The organism is Rhodococcus sp. (in: high G+C Gram-positive bacteria) (assembly GCF_049591685.1).
In the GTDB taxonomy this organism is placed as follows: domain Bacteria; phylum Actinomycetota; class Actinomycetes; order Mycobacteriales; family Mycobacteriaceae; genus Rhodococcoides.
The window spans coordinates 1-23,091 of the sequence record NZ_JBAWFH010000169.1; the positions used below are offsets into that span (position 1 = coordinate 1).

The window sequence follows — 23,091 nt, forward strand, 5'->3', positions numbered from 1 at the left end:
GTCTTCCTCTCAACAGTGGGTGGGATCGGTGGAATCGACACAGGTTAATCCGGGCGGGGTGCCGGTACCGGTCGGCAATCTCCCCGGCTGGCGCCAGATCTTTTATGACGACTTCACGAAGCCGTCGGCAACGGGGAGCTGGGCCAACAACTGTGAGCCGTCGAAGATCGTATACACCGGGAGCACGGGACAGAAGTGGCGTACCTACCCTCGCTGCTATACCGATACTTACGACCGCCGGCCGTACCGTTCCGATGCCGTGCTCTCCACGCATGACAGTGTGCTCGATTTCCATCTCCGAAATGTCGATGGAAGGCCCGCAGGCGCGAGTGTGTCGCCAGTGGTGACCGGCAGCGACCAGAATCAGACCTATGGTCGCTACTCTGCACGCTTTCGGGTCGACAATCCTGCTTTGAGCGAGTATTACGTGGCATGGCTGCTCTGGCCCCAGTCCGAACGATGGCCGGTCGACGGTGAGTTCGACTTCCCGGAAGGAAGTCTGGCCGGGCCCCCAGGAGGATTTCACCATTATTCGGGGGCAGGGTCCTGTGTCGGTGGGTGCCAGGCCGTGGCCGCTGACATCGGTGCCAGCTTCAACGATTGGCATACTTACACCATGGAATGGTCCCCGGGTCGAATTCGCTATCTACTCGATGACGTCGTCGTCCTCGACAGTAGTGACTGGGTTCCCTCGACGCCCATGCGGTGGGAACTGCAGACAGAGACGAAGGGCAACGGAAACAGCGACGGGCACCTGTTGCTGGACTGGGTTTCGGTGTGGGCCTGGAACGCGTGAATCGAGTGCGTTCACACTCCGCGGACGAACCTTCTATCGTGGCCGGCCATGCGACTCAGCGCATCGCGCTCCACGTTCGGTAATGCGCGATAGACTCCCGCGTTTGCCGAATCCGGGGCTTCTTCGGTGCCGACCCGTTCGAGGATCGACACAGCCGAACACCAGGCTGCTATCAACTGCTTATGCTGTGCAGCAATCGAACTCGCTTTCTCGACAGCGTGGTGCCATTGCTCGAGTTCGACTCGGGAAGCGGACTTGGTGTCGAGTCGAACCCAGTCGACGATGTCTGCGAACGATGTCCGGGAACGAGGGCCGATCGTGATGACCACACCAGAGGGATCAGGATCCAACACCTGCTCCACGATGGCCCTCGCCACATCGTCCACGCAACTCAACGGTTCGGCGAAGTCGACCGCTGGGTAGCATCCGACCGCCGCACTCGCTCTCAGCACGTTCCAGAGTGTGTCCTCGGAGTTCACCGCGCCGGTATTTCTCGAACCCAGCACTCGGCCGAGGCGGATGACGGACGAGCGTGTGCCGGACTGTGCTGCCGCACCGACGATGTGCTCGGCGATCGCCTTGCTTGCCAGATAACCCGATGCTGCAGAGTCCTCGAGGTACTGCCGGATCGACTGGTTGGTCTCCACCCCGGTGGTCGAGATCTGGTGAAACGAAGCTCGGCGGCCGCTGCGGCACAGGGCGATCAAGTGCGATACCGCAACTGTGTTGACCGACCGCACACTGGAATAGCGACGCAATGGACTCACCACCGCGGCGCAGTTGATCACGTCGGTGATGTTCTGCGCCAGCTCGATCCACTTCTGGTGCTCGAGGCCGAATCGGGGAAGAGTCAGGTCGCCGACGACGATGCGTAGATCGTGCGTCAGCCGCCGGGTCTCCGACTCCGAGAGTGCCTCGCATTGGCCGATAATGTTCTGCTGGATGGTATTTCGCACATTGGACGGATCGGAGCCGGTGGCAGCTCGAACCAGTACCGAAATGGCTACCTCCGGTCGGCCGAGCAGTTCGCGGAGTACCTGCGTCCCGACGAATCCGGTGGAGCCGGTCAGCAGGACATGGCGGGTGGAGTCTTCTGCATGGTCGTCGTTCGCGACGGATGGCGAGGGCCAGTGGCAGAGCAGGTCGAGATCGCGCCGCATTGCTTCGACCTCGCGTGCGGCGTTCTCGGCCGGCAAGGAATTCTGTCCGTCGACCTCTCCAGCCAGGCCCCTGGCCGTGGGATTGGTGAAGATCGATTGGGGAGACACGTCGAAACCCAGCGTGGCGCTGAGACGATTTGCTGCGGCGATCGTATGCATCGAGTGTCCACCGAGGAGGAAGAAGTCCGAATCGACCGTAATCCCGGATACTCCGGTCACCTCGGCCCAGACGGCGAGGATGGCGGCTTCGGTGTCGCTGATTCCATCGACAGGTGTGGAGTCGAGCGCCGGAGCGGCGGCCTCAACCAGTGTCAGCAATGCCGCTCGGTCGATCTTGCCATTCCGGGTGAGTGGTAGGCGCTCGAGGATGCGAACCGTGCGTGGCCTCGAGACGGGCGGCAGAGTTCGGTCGATCGAAGCCGAGATATCCGCAGGGGTGAGTTGTCGGTCTGCAGTGAGCACGAAACTGTGGACCGCCGGCGCGATTCCGCCGTGATCGGATATTACCGTAGCCGATCCCGTGACACCGGGTAGATCGGTGATGATCTCGTCGATGGCCGCGGGTACGACGCGATGCCCGCTGATCTTGACTCGATCGTCCGTCCTGCCGACGAACTTCATGCTGCCGTCGTTCGACATAGTGACCAGGTCTCCGGTTCGGTACGCGTGGACCGACCGTTCGTACTCGGTGCCGCGCCCCAGAATGACAGTGCCGAAGGCTGATTCGGCCTCGTCACCGGCGGCGTGGTAACCCGATGCAACGGTGGGACCGTACAGGCAGAGCTCGCCCGTGTGCTCTGCGAGTGTGTGTTCGGTGAATGCGTTGTCGGTTCGAGCGCTGTCGAGGCTGTCGGCAAGCAGGAACGCTCCGACGGTGGAGAGAGGTCGGCCGATCGATACCGGTTCTTCGGGATCGCCCGGTGCCTGGAGATCCGTCGTCGTCGCGACGACCGTTGCCTCGCTGGGACCGTAGGTGTTGATCAGTCTGACCGAGCGGTGATTCTCGTGCCCGAGAACCCGGTGCCACTGGGCCAGGCGTACGGGCGAGGCAGTCTCACCGCCGATGATCACCGTCCGAATCGACGGCGGGAGAGCCAGATTCCCCGAGTCGAGTCCGACGACCATCTCGTGCCACAGCGCGGTGGGCAGGTCCAGCACGGTAACCGACTCTCTGCGTGTCAGGTCCAGCAAGGATCTCAATGACTGCCGATCCGCGGGGTGGGGCCGGACGATCGTTGCCCCGGAGGCCAGGGATACGAAGATCTCCTCCACGCTGGTGTCCGCTTGCAACGGAGCGAATTGCAGGACTCGATCGTTGTCGTCGAATCGATACACCTGGCGCACGCCGGCGACGAACGCATTCAGGCTCGCGCGCGTGATCGTGATGGCCTTCGGTGTGCCGGTGGATCCGGAGGTGAAGACGATGTAGGCATCAGGAGATGGGTCTGCAGGTGGACGGACCTTGCTCGATGGTTGTCGGTGCGCTGAATGCTCTTGTATCGCTCCATATTCGAGGCAGGTGGCCCGCGGCAGGTGCAGTGCTGTGTCGGTAGCGACTGTCCGCATCGCGGAATCGTGCACGATGACGATGTCGAGGTGTTCCAGGACGGTGAGTCGCCGCGCGAGGTCGGGCGTGTTCGCGTCGAGTGCCGAGTACGGCAGATTCAGCACGAGCGCTGCGAGGATCACCACGATGTCGGATTGGGCTCCCGAGGGAAAGAACACGATCGATTCGACAGAAGGTGCAGCGAGCAGTACCGCGTCGGCAACCGTACGGGAGGCGGCGATCAGCTGTGATCGCGTCAGGGCGTAGGGCGTTCCGGCGACGCTGGTACCGGTCAGCGCAGGCGCGGTCGGATCGGCGTCCGACCGAGCTGCGATCAGGGCCAGGGTGTCCGCTGGTTCGGTGAGGTGTGTGAACTCCGATACCGAGACGACTTCTCGGGTCAGATCGCCAGTGCGAGAGAAAGGATCGACTGTCGCGGCGGTGAGCATTCTCGTGAGCGTTCGCGCGATTCGGTCGAGGCCACTGTTGTCGTAGCGGCGGGGATTGGCGTCGATACACAGCGTGAGACCACTGCCGGCCGACCGGCGATAGACGTCGACAGTGATGTCCTCGACAGGGCCAGGTGTGAGGTTGTGCGCCGTCGCGGTCACACTCGCGAAGTCGAGGTGATAGTCGAATGCCATGATGTTGACCACTGGGCCGAACAGTCTGCGATCACCGCCGAGTGCACCGGCTTCTGCTCGGAGGTCCTCGTACCGATAGCGGGAGTGTGTGCGGGACCGGCGTAGCTGTTTCGCGATCGCCTGAGCGAGCGATGCCACGGAGTCGAAGGGGCGAACCTGCACCGGTACGGTGATGGCACCGAGGACCATGCACGGCACGTCGATCGCGCTAGAGCCGATACGGTTGGCGACCGGAACGCCCAGCGAAATTCCTCGGGTCTCGGTCTCCTGAGCGGTCAACGCTGCAACGAGTGCGAGCAACAGATCGGACCACACCACGCGCGCCGCGCGGGAGGCGGCCACGAGGCCGAGAAACTGTGTTTCGGACAATTCCGTGACGGAGCGAAGAAATGTCGAGGACGGCAGGCCTCGCTCGCCAGACAATGTCGGTGCCGGGGGTGTACGTGCGAGGAGCTCCACCCAGTAGTCACGATCGGCGAGACGTTGTGCACTGTGTGCGTAGCTCCGATACTCGTCCACTACATCTTTCAACGACCGCGGTGTTGCCTCCGGTGCTGGGCAGTCGGTGACCGCTGCTCGGTAGAGCTCCGATACGCGCGCGGCGATCAGCGAGAACGCGTAGCCGTCGAGTGCGAAATGATGCGCTCTGTGATACCACAAAAAACGCTGGGGTGCGATTCGATACAGCACGTGCCTGCACAGCGTGTCCGCAGCCGGATCGAGCACAACAGCGAGATCGGCGCGCATGCGTTCCAGCGCGTACGCGTGGGAGTCCGGCCGATCGACCAGTTCGATCACCTCTACCGGTACGTTTACTGCGGGCATGATTTCTTGACGTGGCTGCTCCCCCCCGAGGACAGCACGCACGCGGATTGCATCGGTCTCGACGATGGCCGCTCGCACCGCACCGACGAATTGCTCGACATCCAGATCACCGCGTAGGTCCACGTACTCGGCGATGTTGAATGCGGGATTACTCGGATCGAGCAGCTGCGCATTCAGGATGCCGAGCTGCGCTCCGGTCAGGTCGAGAAGCACATCAGGGTCGATTCTCGGTCAGCACCAGATACCAGTGGGACAGGTGCAGGTCCTCGGCGAGGTCGGTGAAGCTCACTTCGGACCCTCTCGAACGGAAGATCTCCACCAACGAATGCAACCGAATCGATTCCAGACCGAGATCGGCGAGATCGGTTGTCGGCGTCAGCTCGTCGGGCTCGACGAACAGGGTTTCGGCCACCACTGTGTCCACATCTGCCTTCGACATCGGAGTCATACATCAATGATGGCAGCATCGCGGTCGCGATTCGATTCAGACCGAGGGGAGCCTGCGCACATCAGAACCAAGAGCACGAGGAACCCGATCGGATAGCACGCTCCGGCGATCGACTGCCACAGCGGTCGGTCGTAGATGTAGTTCGATGTCTGCACGAACAGCAAGAGTTCGATTACCGGGGTCAGCGTGCCGAGTACCCACAGCACAGCTACAGGCACCGCCCAGCGCCTCCGGCGGACCGGGCCGTGCAGGAGCCAGATGACGGTCGGAACGAGCCACACCCAGTGATGGCTCCACGCAAGCGGACTCAGCGCGCACACCGTCAACTGCAGGACGAGGACCACAGCAAGGTCGTCCGATCGATATCTCCAGATCGCGACGGCGGCGAGAACGATCAGGATCGCGGCGCAGACCAGCCACACCGCGCCCTGTCCGTCGTCGTATCCGACGAAGCGGCCGATAGCTCCACGTAGTGACTGGTTGGCGACGGTCCCCACGCCGCCCACGCGGTCTGTTGCCGCCCCGATCGCGTCGGTGAAGTAGTCGAACGTGTTCGTCGGGCTCACCGCGAACGCCACCAGGACGGTGCCGGCGAAGCCGACCAGCGCAGCCAGTGCAGCCCGAGTCCGGCCTCTCACGAGAAAATAGAGACCGGTCACTGCCGGGGTCAGCTTGACCCCCGCGAGGAACCCGATCAGCAGCCCGGACTTGATGTTCGATGCCGAACGTACCGCGAGGAGGACACCGAAGAGCAGGAAGACCGACACCTGTCCCTCGTACAGCGTGTGCCGGACGGGGGTCATCCACAGTGCCAATGCCGTCCACAGAAGCGAGTACGTGTTCATCTGCTGGGTCGAGAGCCGTTGCTGTGCAACAAGAGACAACGATGTGCGCACAGAACCCCACATCGCTCCCATGGTCAGTGCCGTCCATCCGGCCGCTACCGCAAAGAACGGAAACCAGTGCAGCGGATAGAAGAGGATCGCTGCGAACGGTGGATAGATGAAAGGGACCACCGTGTTGCCATCGCCGATGGGGAACAGCGCGGTATACAAACCTGGATCGGACAACGCCTGCGAGCCCTCGGTGTAGACCCGCAGGTCACCGAGATACAGCTCGGAACTTGCCACGATCAGGAATGCGAGCATCGCAGAGGCAGAGGCGACGAGTATCCCGCAGGACAACCACAGCGACGGTTCTCGTGTCGGCGGTGCTTCGTCCTCGGCTGTGCGACGGTCGACGGACATCGATCAGTTCACCTGTCGTTCTCGGTCCGCCCAGTACTTCTCCCGTAGCGAGCGTCGGAGGATTTTACCGGCCGGGTTGCGCGGGATGGCTGTCACGAACTCGTATCCGGTCGGCATCTTGTATGCGGCGATCCGTTTGTTCAGGTGCTTCACCACCTCGCGAGTCGAGATCGTGGAGCTCGGTCGGCGTTCGACGAACGCGAGCACCGACTCTCCCCATCGGTCGTCCGGTATGCCGATCACTGCGGCGTCGTGTATGTCCTCGTGCTCGGTCAGCGCCTGCTCGATCTCCGCCGGGAACACGTTCTCGCCGCCGACGATGATCATGTCCTTGACCCGATCACGGATGAAAATAAAGCCCTCGGAATCGGAATAGCCTGCGTCCCCCGTCCGAATCCACCCGTCGATCAGTGTTTCGGCGGTTGCCTCCGCGCGATCGAAGTATCCGATCATTCGCGCAGGACTCTTGATGAGAATTTCACCGATGTCCCCGTCGGTTACCGGAGAACCGTCCTGATCGACGACCGCGACGTCCACACCGGGGTAGGGGCGTCCCGCGGCGTCGATCCTGGTCATGGAGGAACCGTGCTCGGACGGCGGCAGGCAGAGCGCGGTGTTGCCGGTCTCGGTGAGGCCGTAGATCTGCGCGAACTCGCAGTCGAACACCGATTGCGCCCGGGTGAGCAATGCCCGACCGATCGGTGATCCGCCATATACAACCTTACGCAGGGTCACGAAATCAGCTGCCTCACAGGAGGGTTCGGACAGGATGATCAGCATCATCGCCGGAACCAAACAGGTGTTCGTCACACCTCGAGTCCGGATTGCCTCGAGCGCTGCAACCGCAGAGAACGAAGGGATCACAACGGTGGTAACGCCTGCATTCAGGCCCTGAGTGGCCCACCACAGGCCACCGATGTGGAACGACGGCAAGGCGACCAGGTTGATATCGTCTGGCCGCCAGTCGATCCAGTCGAGGTTTGCGGCATCGAGAAGTTCGCGCACGGCGAAGAAGGAACGATGACCCAGGACCACGCCCTTGGGGCTTCCGGTGGTTCCACTCGTGTACATCTGGACGATCGCGTCATCACGGGTGAGCGTCGAGTCGTGTGCCTGGTGCGGAGTTCGAGTGTTGCGCCAACGCTCGAAAGTGCTGTTCTGCACACTGATCGAGTGCTCTGGGACGGTGGTCGAATTGCCCGTGCCTGGCCCGTGGAGTTCGTCGAGAAACAAGACTTCGGCCTTTGAGTCCTCGAGTACGAATGTGGTTTCGACCGCCGAGAGTCGCCAGTTGACCGGAACCAACACCGCGCCCAAAAGTGAGCAGGCATAGAGAATCTCGTAGAAATAGATGCTGTCGTGAGCCAAATAAGCGACACGATCTCCCGGTCCGACTCCGAGTTCGACGAGCCCGCCCGCAACCGACAGGCTGTGCTCGAGCAGCTCACCGTAGGTGATCGAGTCTTCGCCGCACGCCAGCGAGACTCGATCCGGAGCATGTGCGGCAACCGATCTCAGCGCGCTGTGCAGGGTGTCTATGGTGCCAGCGGTGGTCATGGAAGATGAGCCGCCGGCGGATCGACGATGACGATGGAGACGTCTCCTGCGGCCCGGCCGCCGTTGTCGTCGGTGAATTCGACGTGGGTCTCGACGGTCACGAGCGGACGAGAATTGTTTCGGAACCCGATATCGGTGATCGTCATGACGCCGCGGTACGAGCGCGAGTCGATTGCACGCGAAAAACTACTACTCATCCGATGAATGAGAATATTCGGAAGTTGGCGAGGCCAGTAGTCCGTGAGCGTCCAACCCGAGAACTGCGGCAGGAGGCCGTCGCGAATACATTCGGCAAGTGTGTAATAGAAGAGTTGATTGTAGGAGATGTTGAACTCGACTGCATTGAAATGGCCGGTGTCCTCGATATAGCAGGACTCTGCGATGGAGAAGTCGCCCGATCCCACCGCCAGGCCTGAACGCATCGAGACCGACGACCTTTTGAGGTAGACGCATCCTTTGCCTGCATAGGGCTGCATGGTGCGCATCAACAATGCAGTGGCGGGGTCGAGCGCGTCCGCTGATCGGGCAACCGTGTACGTCATCGAGTGAGAGCCTTGTCTCTGTCCTCGGCCGTAGTGTCGGCGTCGTGCAGCGGGTGCTGGTCGTGGACGGTCACTCGAAACGACTCCGTCGGCTCGTCTGTCGTGGTGTGCAGTGCGCGGTGGATCAGAGAGCGGTTGTCCCACAACAGGATGTCGCCGATTTCATACGTTTGCAAGAAGATGTTCTCGTGAGTGAACGTCGAATCCAGCTGGCCGGAGGCCTGGAGGAGGCTGTCGATCGTTGCTGTGGGAAGTGCCTCGCCCAGCGTGTTCTCGATCGCGTAGGTGAACGCTTCGGTGACGTACAGAATCGATTCACCGGTCACAGGGTGAGTCAGTACGGTCGGCCATTTTTGCGGCGGAGTCTTGGCCTCTACCTCGGCCACGATTTCCCCCAGCGGTCGGTACACATCGGAGGGTCTGATCTTGACGTACCTGCGCGAACTGCTCCACGCATTGGTATCGGCTATTGTGCGCCGAAGCTCGGGGTCCAGTCCCTCGTATGCTCGGCCCATATCGATAAAATATGTTCCGCGGTTCTGAGTGGGAAGCACCTGTGGGTATATCAACGTGATGGCAAACGGATCCGGCATGAATTGATAGTCCGAGTGCCAGAATTTGCCGGTCTTCGGAACTCCGATCGGACTGCCCACCGTCGGGCGATTGGACGAGACGAATATTTCTCGGTGCCCGGGAAGGTGGTACATCGATTCGTAATAGACCGCCGGTGATCCAAACAATTTACCGAGGGATATGAATCCCTCCGGATCGAGATTTTGATCTTTCAGAACTACGATCTTGTCGCGATAGATGTGATCGAGAATGGTCTTGGCTTCCGCTTCCGATGCTGTCCCCGGATTGAATCCATGCACCTGGACCCCGCGGGGCACGTTCGGTTGCGGTGAAACATGCATTGCTGACCTCGTACTTTCGGTGAAGAAGCTCGAACTTCGCCGCGCCCAGCGTCGTCCGGATCTTTCATGTTGCTGACAAGTATCAGTCGGGTGCTTTGCCTGAGTAGTTCCAAAGGATTGAGTAACGAATCGGTAACGAGAAGGTCGGTACTGTTCATCGTGGGGACCGGTGCAATGCGCTCTCGATCACTTCGATCACCTCGACGTCCGAGATCATCGACATGTGGTCACCCGCGCAGTCATGGCAATCTAACTGCCCGCCAACGATGTGCGGCCAGAGCTGCGCCTGTTCTCGGGTGTGCACGGTCAGCAGGATCGTCGCATCTCCGTGCCACGGAGCGATGTGGTGACGACGCTGAGCACGAACTGCACGTTCCCAGAACACACGCTTCTGAGTGCCCAGATCGTAGCGAACGACGCCAGCGGCGAGGATGCGCGCATGTGTGGCCATCCTGCTCACAAAGCCAGAGGAGTGGTCGCCGTCGTCGGACGAATCGACAGCCGGTTTCGGCTCGGGCTGCTCGACCTTGCGGTCGTTCCACGCCCGCAGGGATGCTTCCGAGTCGACCACAGTGTCGAGCAAGATCAGTGCGGCGACGTCTTCGCCCGACGCAGTCAAGGCACGCGCGGTCTCGAGAGCGAGCACCCCGCCGAACGAATGGCCGAGAAGTCGATAGGGCCCGTGGGGTTGAATACGACGTATCTCGCGAACATGCCTGCGCACCGAGCCGGCAACGCTCCACGCTGGGAGCGCGCGGTTTTCGAGACCGTGGGCCTGCAGGGAATACACCGAATACTCACGTAGGGCAGCGGCCAACGGTAGAAAATAGGCGCTGGTGGATCCCGCGCCCGCAAAGCAGAAGACCGGATCGGCACCCACTGCTTCTCGCAGTGCAACACAGGCACTCGCTCGAGAGTGGAATCGATCGCGGTGTCGCTTGTCGAGAAGCTCTGCCAGTTGCCTCAGGGTGGGGTCACCCACCAGATCTGCGGCAGTGAGAGCGCTGGGAAGTGACGCGCGGGTTGCCACCAGCATCGACTCCGCAGCGAGCGAGCCGCCGCCGAGATCGGTGAACGTGTCAGTGGGCGATATCGGGGCTACGCCCAGTACCTCGCTCCAGATGCGAGCCAATTCCGTCTCGGTGGGACTGGCGAGTCGGGGATTCGGTGCTGAGGTCATAGCGGATCCTGCCCCTGAGAAGTGGTCGAAGGTGACGCGAATGGCTGGACACGGGGAGCGCCGGAGAACTTCACGGAGCACACCGCCCGGCATGATGCTCGTCGAAATCGACAGCGGTACAGAACTATATGCTGCGGCCGGTTCTGTTGTATAGTGACCTCGCGCCCCGCCGACTGCTCGTGCACCCGAGAATTCAGTGTCGGTGGCCACCGATCATTCACCGTTCTCGGACACCCGCCCGGCTCTCGTAGTCCTGCGGTGTACCCGGACTCGGCAGTTCTGCAAGGGCACATGTGACGCACAATTCGCTTCCCGATCCGACGATCGTGGTATCCGGTGACGCCGAGTCGACTGTCCGCGGAATCGACGGCAGGGCAGCCAAGGGTGGTCGGCTGTCGCGGATGGAAATCGATTCCGGTGCACTGATGTTTGCCAGTATCGTCAACGGTATACTGGGCCTGCTGTTCTGGGCTGTCGCGGCTCGAACATATCCGACCGCAGAGATCGGTAAGGCCACCACGATCATCAATGCGGCGATCATGATCGGCACACTGTCGAATTTGAGTCTGAACCCGATGTACGAGCGGTTCCTGCCCGAGTCGGGCAAGCGTGGTCCGAGGCTCATCTGCGGTGGGCATCTCCTGAGTGCTGGGGTTGCGGGAATTCTCGGTGCTGGATTCGTGGTATTCGGACCCAGCGACTATTTGTTCGACAGCACCATGCAGAAGGCAGTCTTTCCTCTCTGTGCAATCGTGCTGGGGGCCTTTGCGCTCGATGATTCGATCCTGATCGGCTTGCGTCGTGGACGGTGGACCGCTGCGAAGAACATTTTCCACGCGGTCTCCAAACTCGTGATCATGCTGACCCTTGCCAGTGTCGGTGATTCGCACTTCGTCGTGACGTCTTGGGTGGTTCCTGCGGCCGCCGCGGTGGTTGTGGTTCAAGGGGCGATCTTCGTTCGAGGCTTCGGAGTGCGAGCCGAGTTCGATTCCGTCACCTCGACATTGCCGCGTGCGAAGTCCCTGTTCCGAGACTTCGGATCGCTGTACGGGATCGTCGTCATCAATTCGGTTGCACCATTCCTGCTTCCGCTGATGGTGGTCAGCGCCTTGGGGGTCACCGACGCTGCTTATTTCGCCATGGGGTGGGTGATGGTCTCGGCCGTAACCCTGGTGATGTCCATGATCGCGGGCCCGTTCGTCGCCGAGTCGGCTGCGCGTCCTCACGCCATCGCGGACCTGCTCAAGCGTCAAGTTCGATTGCTACTCCTGGTGTCGGGGGCCGGGCTCTTCTTTCTCGCGGTCGTAGCGCCTTTCGCGCTTCGGTTCGTCGGTGCGGATTACGCCGACGAGGGCACTGACCTCCTGCGGCTGATGGCAGTGGTTCAGGTTCTGTCGGTTCCGGGATTCCTGTTCGGTGGGCTGGCGCGAATCTACCGGAAGCTGACCTACGCACTGATAGTTCAGGTGAGTATGGCTGCGGCCGTCACATCGGCTGCATGGTGGCAACTTCCAAGATTGGGCATCGACGCAGTGGGATGGTCTTACCTCGTCATGGAGTTCGCCATGATTGCTGCAGTCGCAATTCCCCTGTGGCGGATGAGCACCGCGGCGCTGTCGACGCCTGTTGGTGCACTCGATTCCGAATCGGCAGACAATGCGCGATCTGACGACGGACGCCAGCTGTGACGCCGCGGGTGTCGGTCGTCGTGCCTGCCTACAATCAGGCACATTTTCTGAACGAGTCTCTCAGCAGCATCCTCCGGTCCGATTTGCTCGAACTCGAAGTCATGGTGGTCGACGACGGGTCCACCGACTCCACCGTGGAGATCGTCGAATCGTTCGAGGACGATCGGATTCGTCTTCTTCGACAACCGCATTCCGGTGTCGTGGCCGCAGCGAACCATGGATTCGACTGTTCACGAGGGGAATTCGTCGCTCGCCTCGATGCCGATGATGTCATGATGCCAGGCCGATTGACTCGACAACTAGCGCTGTTTCATGCGCGTCCTCGCGTGATCGCCTGCGGGACCAACTACGAACTGTTCGGTGCGGCTACAGGTCGGGTGCGGATGCCGCGGACCGACAGGGCCTGTCGTCAGCGATTGTTGCTCGTCACGTGCTTTGCGCAGTCGTCGGTCATGATGCGGAGGTCCGCATTCTCGGGGCGCGGCCTCCGGTATCGCGATGATCACTCCGGCGTAGCAGAGGATTACCAACTCTGGTGTGAAGCAAGTGAATACGGCGAGTTTGCGAACATCCAGAGTGTCGGTGTTCGCTACCGTGTCCATGACGAACAGGTCACGGCTGCTCGCTGGGACGAGTTGGTGGACGCCTACGCCGAGATAGCTGCCGAGCACGCCGCTCGCGCTGGCTACGGAAGCCTCTCCACCGCAGATCTGTTGAACATCGTTGGCCCCGTCGGAAGTGTGGAGGCACCAGCCGGCCACTTCGGTCTCACTGCTCGAACGAATCGCGCGGTGGCCATATTGACATCGGCGGCACGGGCCCATGTCCGTGCACCGGGCGTCGAGACCTTTCGATTCGTTTCCCGTTGCGTCATCGAGCGGATATCGGAGTTGACTCGTGCTGGGGCATGATCGGATGGTCGACGAACGTCTCGACACCGTCACACGGTTGTCCATTTCGGTAGTGGTTCCGATGTACGATTGCGCGCGCGATATCGACCGATGCATCGCGAGTGTGCTCGCGCAGACTCGTCGACCCGACCGCGTGATTCTGGTGGACGACGGTTGTACCGACGACACTCCTGAGTTGGCGGTCGCGGCGCTGGAGTGCGGCGACCTCGAATACGAGTTGATTCGTCACCAGAACAACCGCGGGGCGGGTGCCGCCCGCAACACCGGTCTCGGGGCGGTACGGGAAGATCTCGTCTGGTTCCTGGACTCCGACGATTACGCCGCCGAGAGCTTTCTCGAAGTGCTCACCGACGCGCTGGGTGATGCGGCGTTCGCAGAATGTCGAACACTGCGGGTCTCTCACGACGGCCTCGCCCTTGGAGTGGATGAGCCGGTCTTCGGAAGAGAACGTGTGAGCGGTACCGAGCATGCACGGATGTTGTTGACCGGGCGGGCCCGAGCATATCCCCCCACGAAGGTTTTTCGGCGGTCCGTGCTCGGTACGGCACCCTGGGACGAGGGACGTTGTTACGAGGACGCGGTGCCGGTCTTGCGCATGTCGCTGGCATCGGCTGCTGTGGCACTGGTAGATGAGCCGTTGTACAGGTACCGGACGAGACCCGGTTCTGCATCCACTACCTTCGGTGCGCCGACGCTCGATCTCTTCGATGTCTCGACCGAGGTCGCCATGCTCGTACGGTCGGTGTCCGGTGCCGAGATCGACGAATCGGACCTGCTCAGATTCGAGCTGCACGAGATCATCTTCCCGGTGGTGCACATGGCCATGCGGGCGAGGCATGGGGGCAGAGCAGATGGTCCGACGGACGAGTTGGCCGCCGAAGCGATCCGCAGGGCACGAGCGAGACTGCGGCTGCGCACGGTGTATGCCACCGTCCGATCCGGACGGTGGCGCGACGTGGTGACGATGTCGATGCTCAAGATGTGTCCCGCACTCTACGCATTCGTTCTGCGGTATCGGTGACTGTCGGTGAGTCGTCCGATGGAGGCGGCGGAAAGGGGGCCGAGGTGAGTCCACCGATCGAGAGTGTGCCGATGCAGACCCTCGGTGAGATCTGGACCGAGATCCTCGGTGTCGATCACATTCGAGGCAACGATACATTTGCCGAACTGGGCGGCAGTTCGCTCGACATGGTGCGGCTTCTGTCCGTGGTGCAGCAACGGTTGTCGGTCCGACTCGCTGTCTCGGACGTCATCGCTGAGCCGACACTGGCGCGTATGGCCGGTGTGCTCGAACAGAAAAGCGCCTCTGTGTTCGGCTCTGCTGGGTCGATCATGGCGCGAGTGCGCAGCGCACAGAGAGGCACGGACGGCAAGGAGGAGCTGCCACTGTTCTGCTTCGCGGGCTCGGGCGGAAGCGTCTGGTCATTTCTCCCTTTGGCTTCCGAACTACGACCGGGCCCGGCGGTCTACGCGATCCAGCAACGAGGACTCGAACACCGTGCGCTTCCACATTGGCGACTGAAAGCTCTGGTGAACAGAGCGATTCGTGAGATCAGGGTTGTTCAACCACGAGGCCCCTACCGGCTGCTCGGGCACTCGATGGGCGGGGTGGCTGCACTCGAGGCAGCACGGGCTTTGGACAAGGACGGCGAGAAGGTCGAGTTCGTATTGCTCCTCGACATCACGCTGCCGTCACGCACTGCGCGGGTCCTCGAAGCCGAAGTACCTGCACCGGCCAGGCACGACGCGCAGCGCTGCGCATCGGGCGATCGGTCGAGGACGATCTTGCAGCGGTCCGCACTGTACGCCCGACTTCTGACTGCAGGTCTGGTCCGGCTGCCACTGGGAGCTCAGCAAGAGATCTTCTACGAACTCGGTTTGCGGGTGCAGAACCGGCATCTGTTGAGGCCGTGGGACGGCCGGGCCGTGGTGGTGGTCACCGCAGACACCGTTCGTCAGGAAGCCGGATTGCGAAAGATTCTGGTCGGTGATGTGGATGTTCACCGTGTGCAGGGTGATCACATGTCCGTGGTCCGAGAGGGCTCGACGAACGTTGCTGTCGCCGAGATACTGGCTACCGAGCTGGGGAAGTCGCTCGGATCCTGATGGCGAACGATTGGACCGTTCTGTCTCGAGCCGAAAACCTCGGTGGCAACGGTACGAGAATTCCGCGGAGATAGAACTCCAGTAGCGCAGCAGGGTCGGACAATTGCGAGGCCGTGATGGACGCTCGGGCGTCGAGTACCCCGAAGTCCCGTGATGCGAAGTTGATATCGGGTTGGGCGTAACTGGCTTTTCGCATCAGCTCGAGGCGGCCTGCGGTGATGTGCGCCTCGAACGCGGGACTGACACTGAGCTGTGCCGGGTCGATCAGAGCTGCGCGCGCGGACACCGGATCGGCGACGAATCCCGAGAACCGGCTCTCGTCCAGAACCAACGCGTTGATCTCCACGTCCCGCGCCTCGTCCAGCGCCCGGTCGATGTTCTCGCGTTCGCGAAGCCAAGTGGTTCCTTCGACGTAGCGGGAGGGCGCGCCCGAGATGTCGAAGTACGTCGACCTGTCGGTGACTGTTCTGCCGAAGAAGTCGGGGTAGCGATCGATACTGTCGAAGAAGTTCTGGCTGTAGCGGTAGTACCGGTAGGGATCGATGCGATGAGCTCCGCTGTCGAGGGCCCAGATCGAGTCGAACAGCGTCCATCCGGTTGGTGCTGTCACCCGTACCGACTCCTCGACAACATGTTTCTGCGGGGGGAGTTCGGGGAGGCATGTGGACGAGAACACACCATCGAAGAAACCGTCTCGAAACGGCCACGCGAACTGTACGTCATGGCAGATGAAGTCGGCATCGACACCGATGAGGTGCCGAATGACGAGCAGATTTACGAACTGGCCGTCCATGCAGACCAGGGAGGTCGGAAGGCGGTCGGATGCTCGGAGGATGTTCTCGAACACCCCGTGCCCCGGACATACCGACAGAATTCGACCACTGGTGGGCAACGCCGACACTCCGAGGGACGTCGACGCAGCCCGCACGGAGAAGAACCGCTGCATGTAGTAGCTGTGCAGACGCTCCTCTCGACGCTTCTCTCCGTGCAGCGTCGAACCGAGTTGTGCGCGGACAGCACGGACGCGGTCGACGATCCGATGTGCCCATCGGACCGGGCGCGAACGCGGGCTCATTCTCGATCGCTTCGCCAGAGCGTGACGTAGGCCGATGTCGCCGATCACTTCGAGGTCCGCCGCTCGAACCAGCTCGGCGGAGACCGCCGGCGCCAGAATGTCTTCCAGATCGGAGGCGAAGTCCTCGTAGTTGCGGTATCCGTTCGCCATCAGGTTCGCCGCCAACGGGGCATGTCGACCGATCCAGGCGTTCAACCCGTCGACGTCTTGGTCGGCGAGGTGGTGCAGTGCCGCGATCAGTAACGCAGCATGCGGGGTGAGCTTTTCCTCTGGGCCGCCATAACTCTTGGCCAGGCTGAGAAGCAGAATTCCGCCAACGATGGGGAACTCGAAGCACTCGGACCGGACGATACCGTAGTCGATGTGGTCGGCGTTGCCCTCGGCCACCGATGACACCGTCAGTGGTCCGCCGCTGTATGGGCACCGCAATTCATCGACGGTGTCTCGTCTCATTTCCTCTGCTCATTTCTGTTCGTAGACTGCGATCCAGTCGATATCGATGTTCGTGGTGTCCGGTGTACCGACCCAGGGGCAGGGGGGAAGCGGAGCCTCGACCTTCTGGCACCCACCGGACTGCGCCTGTAGACCGAGCCACATCGGCGTATGCGGCACTCGCTCTCCGGTTTCGATGCCCCACACCTGCCCGTCGATCAGATATCTGATCTCGTCAGGAGTCCATTCGACCCCCACGGTGTTCCACTCGGTGAAGTCCCCCGGCACGTTCTGTTGGTTCTTCTGCTGCTGCCCGCTCCCGTCCACCCAATGGATGAAGGAGTCGATGTACTGCCTTCCGCCACCGAAGCTTTCGGCGAAGTCGATCTCGGGCGGCCAGACCTCATTTGCGGGCCATAGTAGAAAATGGAAGGTGACGTCGTCACTGGGATCAGCGCGAAAGCGCACTTCCCAGCGTCCGTACTGCTGTGCCCGGGGCCAGTTGGAGACGCCCCCCGTTATGGTGCCGGATGCGGTCTCGGTCGACGTCAGGGTCAGCACTCCATTGGATACCACGACGTTCTCGGGTGACCACCGACTGTAGGGATCTCCACCGGGAGCGCCGTTGTACCTACCCCAGTCGGCGGAGAGATCGTCGGCGAAGTCGTCACCGAAGACGAAGCGCCAACCTGGCAGATCCTCGCGGGGAGCGACTCGCCCGGAGGGCGAGTTCGACGGGTCCGGTTCGACCGGCGCTCGGAGGGTGTCCTGGACGCACGATGTCAGAATCATCGACATACACAGCGCGAGGGCGAGAATGGACCGGTGAGTGATGCGAAGTGCACTCACGTCAGCGCGCCCATTCTCAGCACACTGGCGACCGCGCCGAAGACGACCATCAATACCAGAGCGCCGTACAGGTACGGCCGCGGCTGCGCCGAACCACCTCGCGGCGGTGCCGATCGCTCCCGCTGTATCGCTGCCCAGACACCCAATAGGAAAGCTGCGCCGAAGCACAGTGCGCCAGCGGGCCCTATCACGAAGTTCCACAGCATTATCGTGACTCCAGATCGCTTCGCACGAGAATCATGACGTGGTCGGTCTCGGAATACAGGCGGTAGCTCCCGGAATCGACCAGCCGACGACCGAAGTCCCACAACCAATCTGCAGGTACACCCCATTGAAGCTCCAACGACGACTGCTGGCTGGTGCTCAGGAAAATGTAGTCGCCGTCGAACTGCCGTACGCAGTCCAACGTCCATACTGCGCACTGGCCACCGGGCGGCCACACCACTTCACCGAGGCGGGCCATTCGCACCACACCCTCGCCCGTCGGAGGCAGCAGGGTAGTGCCGACGGGTACGCCATCGAGGAGAGCTCGTGCCTGTGCGACAGTATCTGCCGGGTTGCGCTCGAAGGCGGTGTTGAGGCCGCGCGTCGCGGTCAGCATGAGCGATCCCGCGAGCAATGCCAGAGCCAGTGCGCCGCAGAGCACCCTGCGGCGTTGCGCGACCAGAGGCGTCAGGGCACACGCGGCCAACGGTGCCAGGAACGGCAGCGAATACACGAAGCATCGGATGACGATCTCGCCCCCGTAGCTCTGCGCGAGCACCAGGGAGAACGGGGCCGCGGACAGCAGCGCGATCGGAACTACGAGTCTGTTGCGACGACGCAGAAACAGACCGCACACTGCCAGCGTGCCGATTGCAGCAGTCCACGCGATCCGGACCAGTTGCATCTGACTGTAGGTCGGTTCTCCGCTCACTCGGCTGCCGATGCCGGCATCGAGAGATGCAGTCACCGCACCGAAGTCGCCCAGAAGTACGTGGAGGTGACCCGTCCAGTAATCCGGCGCACCGTAGCTGAGCCAACAGGCGAACACCAGGGCAACCAACAGCGCGAGAGTGCGAAACCGTATGTATCCCGAGACAGTCAGCAACGACAGCACCACGATCAGCAGGACGGGCGTCAATTGGTGACTGACCACCATCGCACTCGCGACTAGCAGCAGAACTGTCTCCAGCGCCAGGAATGTGCCCGCGGAGAGCCCCGCAGGCCTGCCCGGCACCCGGGATGCCGCCGACATCACTCTGCCCAACCCGCTGCCGGTCAGTCCCGGAACGTGACTGGTGTCGAGAACCCAGAGTAGCGTTGCGACGATCGACAGGTAGAGAACCATGGCGACAGCTTGCGGTGAGAAATAGTCCTGCTGAAACCAGTTGCCCAGTACGTAAATCGTTGCGGCGAGCCACGCGAGTCGTTCGCTGCCGGTGATGACCTTGGCTATGAAGAAGCCCGGTACGAGCGTGAGTAGCGTGAATACGGCGGGGCTCCACAGAAGGAGTGCACTGGCGTCTCTGAGCCCCGCAAGGTTCACCACCACGGCCGATGCGTCGAAGAATCCGGACCAACTGAAGCGAGCATCCACACTCGGTGGCAGACGATGGTTCGTCGCGATGAAGTCGATGAACCCGACGTGCACGAAGTTGGTTCCCACGAGGGGACTTCCATCCGCGACATTGACCAGCTGATAGAGCACCACAGTCAGTGCACCCAGGGCCATGGCCGCGATCACCCGGTCGGGACGCTCAGGTCTGCGCACAGCGGTCGCTACCACGCTGCACACCACCAACAGCGCCAGCGCGTACTTCCAGGAGAGAACGCCGATGAGGCCGGCCGGTCCCACCGCATCGAGATCGATGGTCCGGGTTTCGGCGAGCCACAACCCGAGTGCGAGCGCCAGCGCCCCGGTGCTGACCATTCGATAGCGAATCATCGGATGAATCGGGTTGGAAGACGGATGGACCCGTTCCTCCGTACACGTTGTCGCGCATTCGGAACGCGCCTCGATGGTTCGACGAAGTAGGACTGCCGTGGCACCGAGCGACAGAATCGCTGTCGCGCAGGTCACGAGAGTTGGAGACCAGAGTTCGAGGGTGACTTGAGCCAGTCCGGTCAACAGGGCTACCGACAGCGACAGGCTCACGGACAGCACGATGCCGATATGACGATTCGCCAACCGGAGTAGGCCGATCAGCGGTACTCCAGGAACGAGCAACACGAACAAAAGGACTGCCCCGGTTCGACCGGGCACATCGAGATCGGCAACGGCGAGTGCGGGCACCACCATTGCTACGACTGCAGCCAAGCCGACCACAAAATCAATAGGATCCCGAGGTGAGAGCGTCGGTACGAAGGCGGCCATGCGTGTTTCGGTATTTCGCCGACTCGGTGCACTCGGCTCGCTCCGAACTGCGTTCATGGATTCCGTCGAACGATACCGGCACGACGGGCGCGCACTCGTTTTGCGCGACATGCGCTCCACAGCAGATGAATGGGCCCGGTCAGGTAGCCGGCGAGTTCGAGCAGCGTCAATTCGCGCGGATGGTCCCTGGTCTTCCCCTCGTTCTTGACAGAGTTGGGATCGAGTAACACTCTGATTCCGGTCGGAATCACGGCAAGAATCTGCACGGTCTCCTTCGGGCCCCGAAGCATGTGGCGGAACAGGTTGGCGGACATGCCCACTCCGTAGTCGTACATCTGCTTACGCAACGCACGGTAATCGCTTCGGTGGTAGTGCCAGACCATGGCGGCGGGGTTGTAGACCAAGGTGTCGCCGGAAAGAATGACCCGGCGGAAGATATCGAGGTCCTCGCCGCCACGCGCCGGGGACCCGGTGCCGAGAAGAGTGTCGAAGCCTCCTACTTCACGCAATGTCCTGGTACGAAAAGCCATATTGTTCCCAGACCCGAATTCACTACCGGCGTAGGGATAAACCGGGCCCGGCCGACCCACGCGGGCCAGGGGGTCAGCACAGCGAATCGAGACTGTGTCCGGCCCCTCCACCGCACCGTTTCGAGTCCAGACGAGAGTGTCGAAGCCTTTGTCGAATCCGCTGCTCTGCTCGAACCACAGCTGCTCCTGAACCTTGAACTCCGCCGGCAGAACCAATCCGGTCACACATCCGATGCAGTGGACATCATCGGCCGAGAAGGCGTCGACCAGACGCTCGAGCCACCTGCGGTCCGGCCTGACATCGTCATCGGTGAACGCGATCAACTCATCGTTACATGCGTCTAACCCGGCGTTTCGGGCATGGGAAACGCCTCTGACCGGCTCTTCCACGACGGTCACGTTCTCAGCGTCGACCTCCTTCAGGATCCGGCGAACCGCACCCGATCTGGGGTCGTTGTCCACGACCAGAATTGTCACATTCGGATGCGTCTGCTCGAGCAATGCGTCGACAGTCGGCAAGAGACGGTCGGTGCGGCCGATCGAGCAGACCACAACTGTGATCGCGGTCGCGAGCGGTGTACCGAAGCGAGGGTTGGCGGCGTCGGCCAGGCACCGTGGTTCCGCCAGGAACTGGCCGACGCCGGAGCTCGGTCCGGGTAAGGAGGACCGCATCAATCGAAGATGCTCGGCGATGACACCGCCGAACTGCGAGCCGATCGACTCGAGAACGGCGGCTCTGTTCTTCTGTCCTCGTTCGGACGGGGGACCATCGGAGGCGAGATTTTCGAAATCGACGATTCCGAGAGGACTGCCCTGCATCAGTGCCAGAATCTGCAGGCGACCAGCGGGGTTCGGCATCGGAAAGTGTTGGTCGGGGGGGAGAGCAGTCAGTTCGAGCTCGGCAATCGGAATCGGTTGAAAACCGCTGTTCGATTCACTCACCGAGGTAGGAAGGCCGGAGGATCCATCGGCAATCCGCGCGGTCGGCCGAAAACCCGCGACCCAGCCCAATCCCGTTGCTGCCAGCCCCATCCCAATCCACAGTGCGCGGGACGGATGGTAATCGTTCCCGTGATTCTTCGGAATCAAATGTGAAGCAGCACCCTTGGGAAGCGTTCTGATGACGTATTGCAATTCGGTGCCCAAGGGCGCGGTGGATCCAAGAATGTTGGACATGGTGGCTTTGGACCGACCCTCGTGGAGGCACCGGCTCAGGAAGTACCTCCGTGTACACCGGACGGGAGCCACGTGATGCGCGACGGCTGTATCGGAAATCCGCCGGATCGACGCGGCCGGGTTCTGCTCGACGAGGCGGATCGCCAGCTCCGTTTCTTCGCAACCGGCCGGCAGTCCTCGGTGACGGCCCAGGTCGGTTCGAAAACCGCCCGCCGATTCGAGGCCGCGTCTTCGCACTGCCATGTTGGCACCGATCGGGTTTCTGATACGACTTCCAACCGGGGCAATTCCCCGATAGTCACACCCGACAACCCAATCGAACTCGGGAGGAAACCATGACGGCCGGTGGCCACCCGGCCATCGGGGAACTACCGTTCCACCTGCCATCACGAGTTCGGAGGAGTTGAATGCGCGCCGAATACCCTCGACCCACCCGTCGCCGGGAATCGCGTCGTCGTCCAGAAACGCGATAACCTCCGAGTTCGTTGCAGCGACAGCACAATTTCGTGCTCCTGACAGTCCGATCGGACCGCTGTTGGCGATGACCGTGATGTCGGGGAAAGCGCCACGAGCCAGCTCGAGCAGTTCGCTGTTGTGATCCACCACCACCACCAACTGGTCGGTCTGTGAGTCAAGTTGGGCAACGACTGCAGTCACGGCCGCGCGGATCGATTCCCACCGTGCAACGGTGTAGCAACAGATTGCTACCGCGACGGAGCCGAGGTCGGCCGTGCACGGCCTCTGCAGAGCAGAGGAATCTGCGGCGATCGAGGCACTTCCGGTCATCGGCGAGACTCCGAAGCGGCTGTGCCGACCACAGAGACGCTGCCGGCCTTGTGAGCTGCAGGCGTGTCCGACTCGGAGTGGGGGATGCTCGCGATGCGCACTGCGGCGGTATCGGTGTTCAGCTCTGCCACCCGAGTGGGTAGCGGATGTCGAGAGCTGTTGTGCGAGTGCTCGATCCGACGTCGCTCTTTCACCAAGGTTCGCAGGACACGTTTGCCGTCCCGCCACGCGTGAAGATTGGTGACGCCGTGGATACGGGAACGTTCGACACTGGGGACCTCCCGAACAACCAACCCCGCGTTCGAGATTCGGCAGTTGATGAC

17 protein-coding genes and 1 pseudogene are annotated in these 23,091 nt (G+C 61.8%); 5 read left to right on the top strand and 13 right to left on the bottom strand.

What is annotated here, in order from left to right; genetic code table 11:
* A partial coding sequence (locus WBQ44_RS07170; protein WP_495566027.1) for a glycoside hydrolase family 16 protein occupies positions 1–796 on the top strand: 796 nt, incomplete at its 5' end.
* An 11-nt stretch (positions 797–807) separates the two neighbouring features.
* On the opposite strand, the gene WBQ44_RS07175 is transcribed toward WBQ44_RS07170, so the two are convergent.
* From WBQ44_RS07175 to WBQ44_RS07205, 7 genes are all read right to left on the bottom strand, one after another.
* The gene (locus WBQ44_RS07175; RefSeq protein ID WP_495566028.1) at positions 808–5,184 is read right to left on the bottom strand and encodes an AMP-binding protein; all 4,377 of its coding nucleotides are present in this window, start codon (positions 5,182–5,184) and stop codon (positions 808–810) included.
* Between the two features lies 1 nt (position 5,185).
* On the bottom strand, positions 5,186–5,419 hold the full coding sequence (locus WBQ44_RS07180) for a phosphopantetheine-binding protein (protein WP_495566029.1): 234 nt from the start codon (positions 5,417–5,419) through the stop codon (positions 5,186–5,188).
* Positions 5,416–6,666: a glycosyltransferase 87 family protein gene (locus WBQ44_RS07185; protein ID WP_495566030.1), complete on the bottom strand. Its 1,251-nt coding sequence runs from the start codon at positions 6,664–6,666 to the stop codon at positions 5,416–5,418. Before WBQ44_RS07185 ends, WBQ44_RS07180 begins: the two co-directional genes overlap by 4 nt.
* A gap of 3 nt (positions 6,667–6,669) precedes the next feature.
* Positions 6,670–8,223: a long-chain-fatty-acid--CoA ligase gene (locus WBQ44_RS07190; protein ID WP_495566031.1), complete on the bottom strand. Its 1,554-nt coding sequence runs from the start codon at positions 8,221–8,223 to the stop codon at positions 6,670–6,672.
* A complete protein-coding gene (locus WBQ44_RS07195; RefSeq protein WP_495566032.1) occupies positions 8,220–8,765 on the bottom strand; it encodes an FcoT family thioesterase in 546 nt (181 codons plus the stop codon). The genes WBQ44_RS07190 and WBQ44_RS07195 overlap by 4 nt, the downstream gene beginning before the upstream one ends.
* Complete coding sequence (gene scoE, locus WBQ44_RS07200; protein ID WP_495566033.1) at positions 8,762–9,679, bottom strand: (3R)-3-[(carboxymethyl)amino]fatty acid oxygenase/decarboxylase; 918 nt, start codon at positions 9,677–9,679, stop codon at positions 8,762–8,764. The genes WBQ44_RS07195 and scoE overlap by 4 nt, the downstream gene beginning before the upstream one ends.
* A 154-nt stretch (positions 9,680–9,833) precedes the next feature.
* Complete coding sequence (locus WBQ44_RS07205; RefSeq protein WP_495566034.1) at positions 9,834–10,859, bottom strand: alpha/beta fold hydrolase; 1,026 nt, start codon at positions 10,857–10,859, stop codon at positions 9,834–9,836.
* A 293-nt stretch (positions 10,860–11,152) separates the two neighbouring features.
* Between WBQ44_RS07205 and WBQ44_RS07210 the strand changes: the two genes are divergently transcribed.
* From WBQ44_RS07210 to WBQ44_RS07225, 4 genes are read left to right on the top strand one after another with little or no spacing between them, the layout of a single operon-like run.
* Positions 11,153–12,547 (top strand): lipopolysaccharide biosynthesis protein, encoded by a 1,395-nt coding sequence (locus WBQ44_RS07210; protein ID WP_495566035.1) that lies wholly within the window; start codon positions 11,153–11,155, stop codon positions 12,545–12,547.
* 8 nt (positions 12,548–12,555) lie between these two features.
* Positions 12,556–13,458 carry a glycosyltransferase family 2 protein gene (locus WBQ44_RS07215; RefSeq protein ID WP_495566043.1) on the top strand — a complete coding sequence of 301 codons (903 nt, stop codon included), beginning with the start codon at positions 12,556–12,558 and terminating at the stop codon, positions 13,456–13,458.
* Positions 13,445–14,479: a glycosyltransferase family 2 protein gene (locus tag WBQ44_RS07220; protein WP_495566036.1), complete on the top strand. Its 1,035-nt coding sequence runs from the start codon at positions 13,445–13,447 to the stop codon at positions 14,477–14,479. The genes WBQ44_RS07215 and WBQ44_RS07220 overlap by 14 nt, the downstream gene beginning before the upstream one ends.
* A 44-nt stretch (positions 14,480–14,523) precedes the next feature.
* Entirely contained in the window at positions 14,524–15,564 is a 1,041-nt protein-coding gene (locus tag WBQ44_RS07225) for a thioesterase domain-containing protein (protein WP_495566037.1), read from the top strand.
* Here WBQ44_RS07225 and WBQ44_RS07230 read toward each other — a convergent pair.
* From WBQ44_RS07230 to WBQ44_RS07255, 6 genes and pseudogenes are all read right to left on the bottom strand, one after another.
* Positions 15,533–17,092 carry a class I SAM-dependent methyltransferase gene (locus WBQ44_RS07230; protein ID WP_495566038.1) on the bottom strand — a complete coding sequence of 520 codons (1,560 nt, stop codon included), beginning with the start codon at positions 17,090–17,092 and terminating at the stop codon, positions 15,533–15,535. The two genes, WBQ44_RS07225 and WBQ44_RS07230, sit on opposite strands and share 32 nt — an antisense overlap.
* Positions 17,093–17,101: 9 nt before the next feature.
* Positions 17,102–17,920, bottom strand: coding sequence for a glycoside hydrolase family 16 protein (locus tag WBQ44_RS07235; protein ID WP_495566039.1), 819 nt, complete (start codon positions 17,918–17,920; stop codon positions 17,102–17,104).
* On the bottom strand, positions 17,917–18,111 hold the full coding sequence (locus tag WBQ44_RS07240; protein WP_495566040.1) for a hypothetical protein: 195 nt from the start codon (positions 18,109–18,111) through the stop codon (positions 17,917–17,919). Before WBQ44_RS07240 ends, WBQ44_RS07235 begins: the two co-directional genes overlap by 4 nt.
* A gap of 14 nt (positions 18,112–18,125) precedes the next feature.
* Complete coding sequence (locus WBQ44_RS07245; protein WP_495566041.1) at positions 18,126–20,219, bottom strand: hypothetical protein; 2,094 nt, start codon at positions 20,217–20,219, stop codon at positions 18,126–18,128.
* Positions 20,220–20,329: 110 nt separating this feature from the next.
* Positions 20,330–22,768 (bottom strand): glycosyltransferase, encoded by a 2,439-nt coding sequence (locus WBQ44_RS07250; RefSeq protein ID WP_495566042.1) that lies wholly within the window; start codon positions 22,766–22,768, stop codon positions 20,330–20,332.
* Positions 22,765–23,091: pseudogene (locus tag WBQ44_RS07255) on the bottom strand (hypothetical protein); the annotation flags it as partial. The pseudogene WBQ44_RS07255 and the gene WBQ44_RS07250, both read right to left, overlap by 4 nt.

Bases quoted from the DNA above. Each gene is read 5' to 3' on its own strand.
- WBQ44_RS07180 (WP_495566029.1), bottom strand. From the start codon at position 5,419: ATGACTCCGATGTCGAAGGCAGATGTGGACACAGTGGTGGCCGAAACC.
- WBQ44_RS07185 (WP_495566030.1), bottom strand. From the start codon at position 6,666: ATGTCCGTCGACCGTCGCACAGCCGAGGACGAAGCACCGCCGACACGA.
- WBQ44_RS07190 (WP_495566031.1), bottom strand. From the start codon at position 8,223: ATGACCACCGCTGGCACCATAGACACCCTGCACAGCGCGCTGAGATCG.
- WBQ44_RS07195 (WP_495566032.1), bottom strand. From the start codon at position 8,765: ATGACGTACACGGTTGCCCGATCAGCGGACGCGCTCGACCCCGCCACT.
- scoE (WP_495566033.1), bottom strand. From the start codon at position 9,679: ATGCATGTTTCACCGCAACCGAACGTGCCCCGCGGGGTCCAGGTGCAT.
- WBQ44_RS07205 (WP_495566034.1), bottom strand. From the start codon at position 10,859: ATGACCTCAGCACCGAATCCCCGACTCGCCAGTCCCACCGAGACGGAA.
- WBQ44_RS07230 (WP_495566038.1), bottom strand. From the start codon at position 17,092: ATGAGACGAGACACCGTCGATGAATTGCGGTGCCCATACAGCGGCGGA.
- WBQ44_RS07250 (WP_495566042.1), bottom strand. From the start codon at position 22,768: ATGACCGGAAGTGCCTCGATCGCCGCAGATTCCTCTGCTCTGCAGAGG.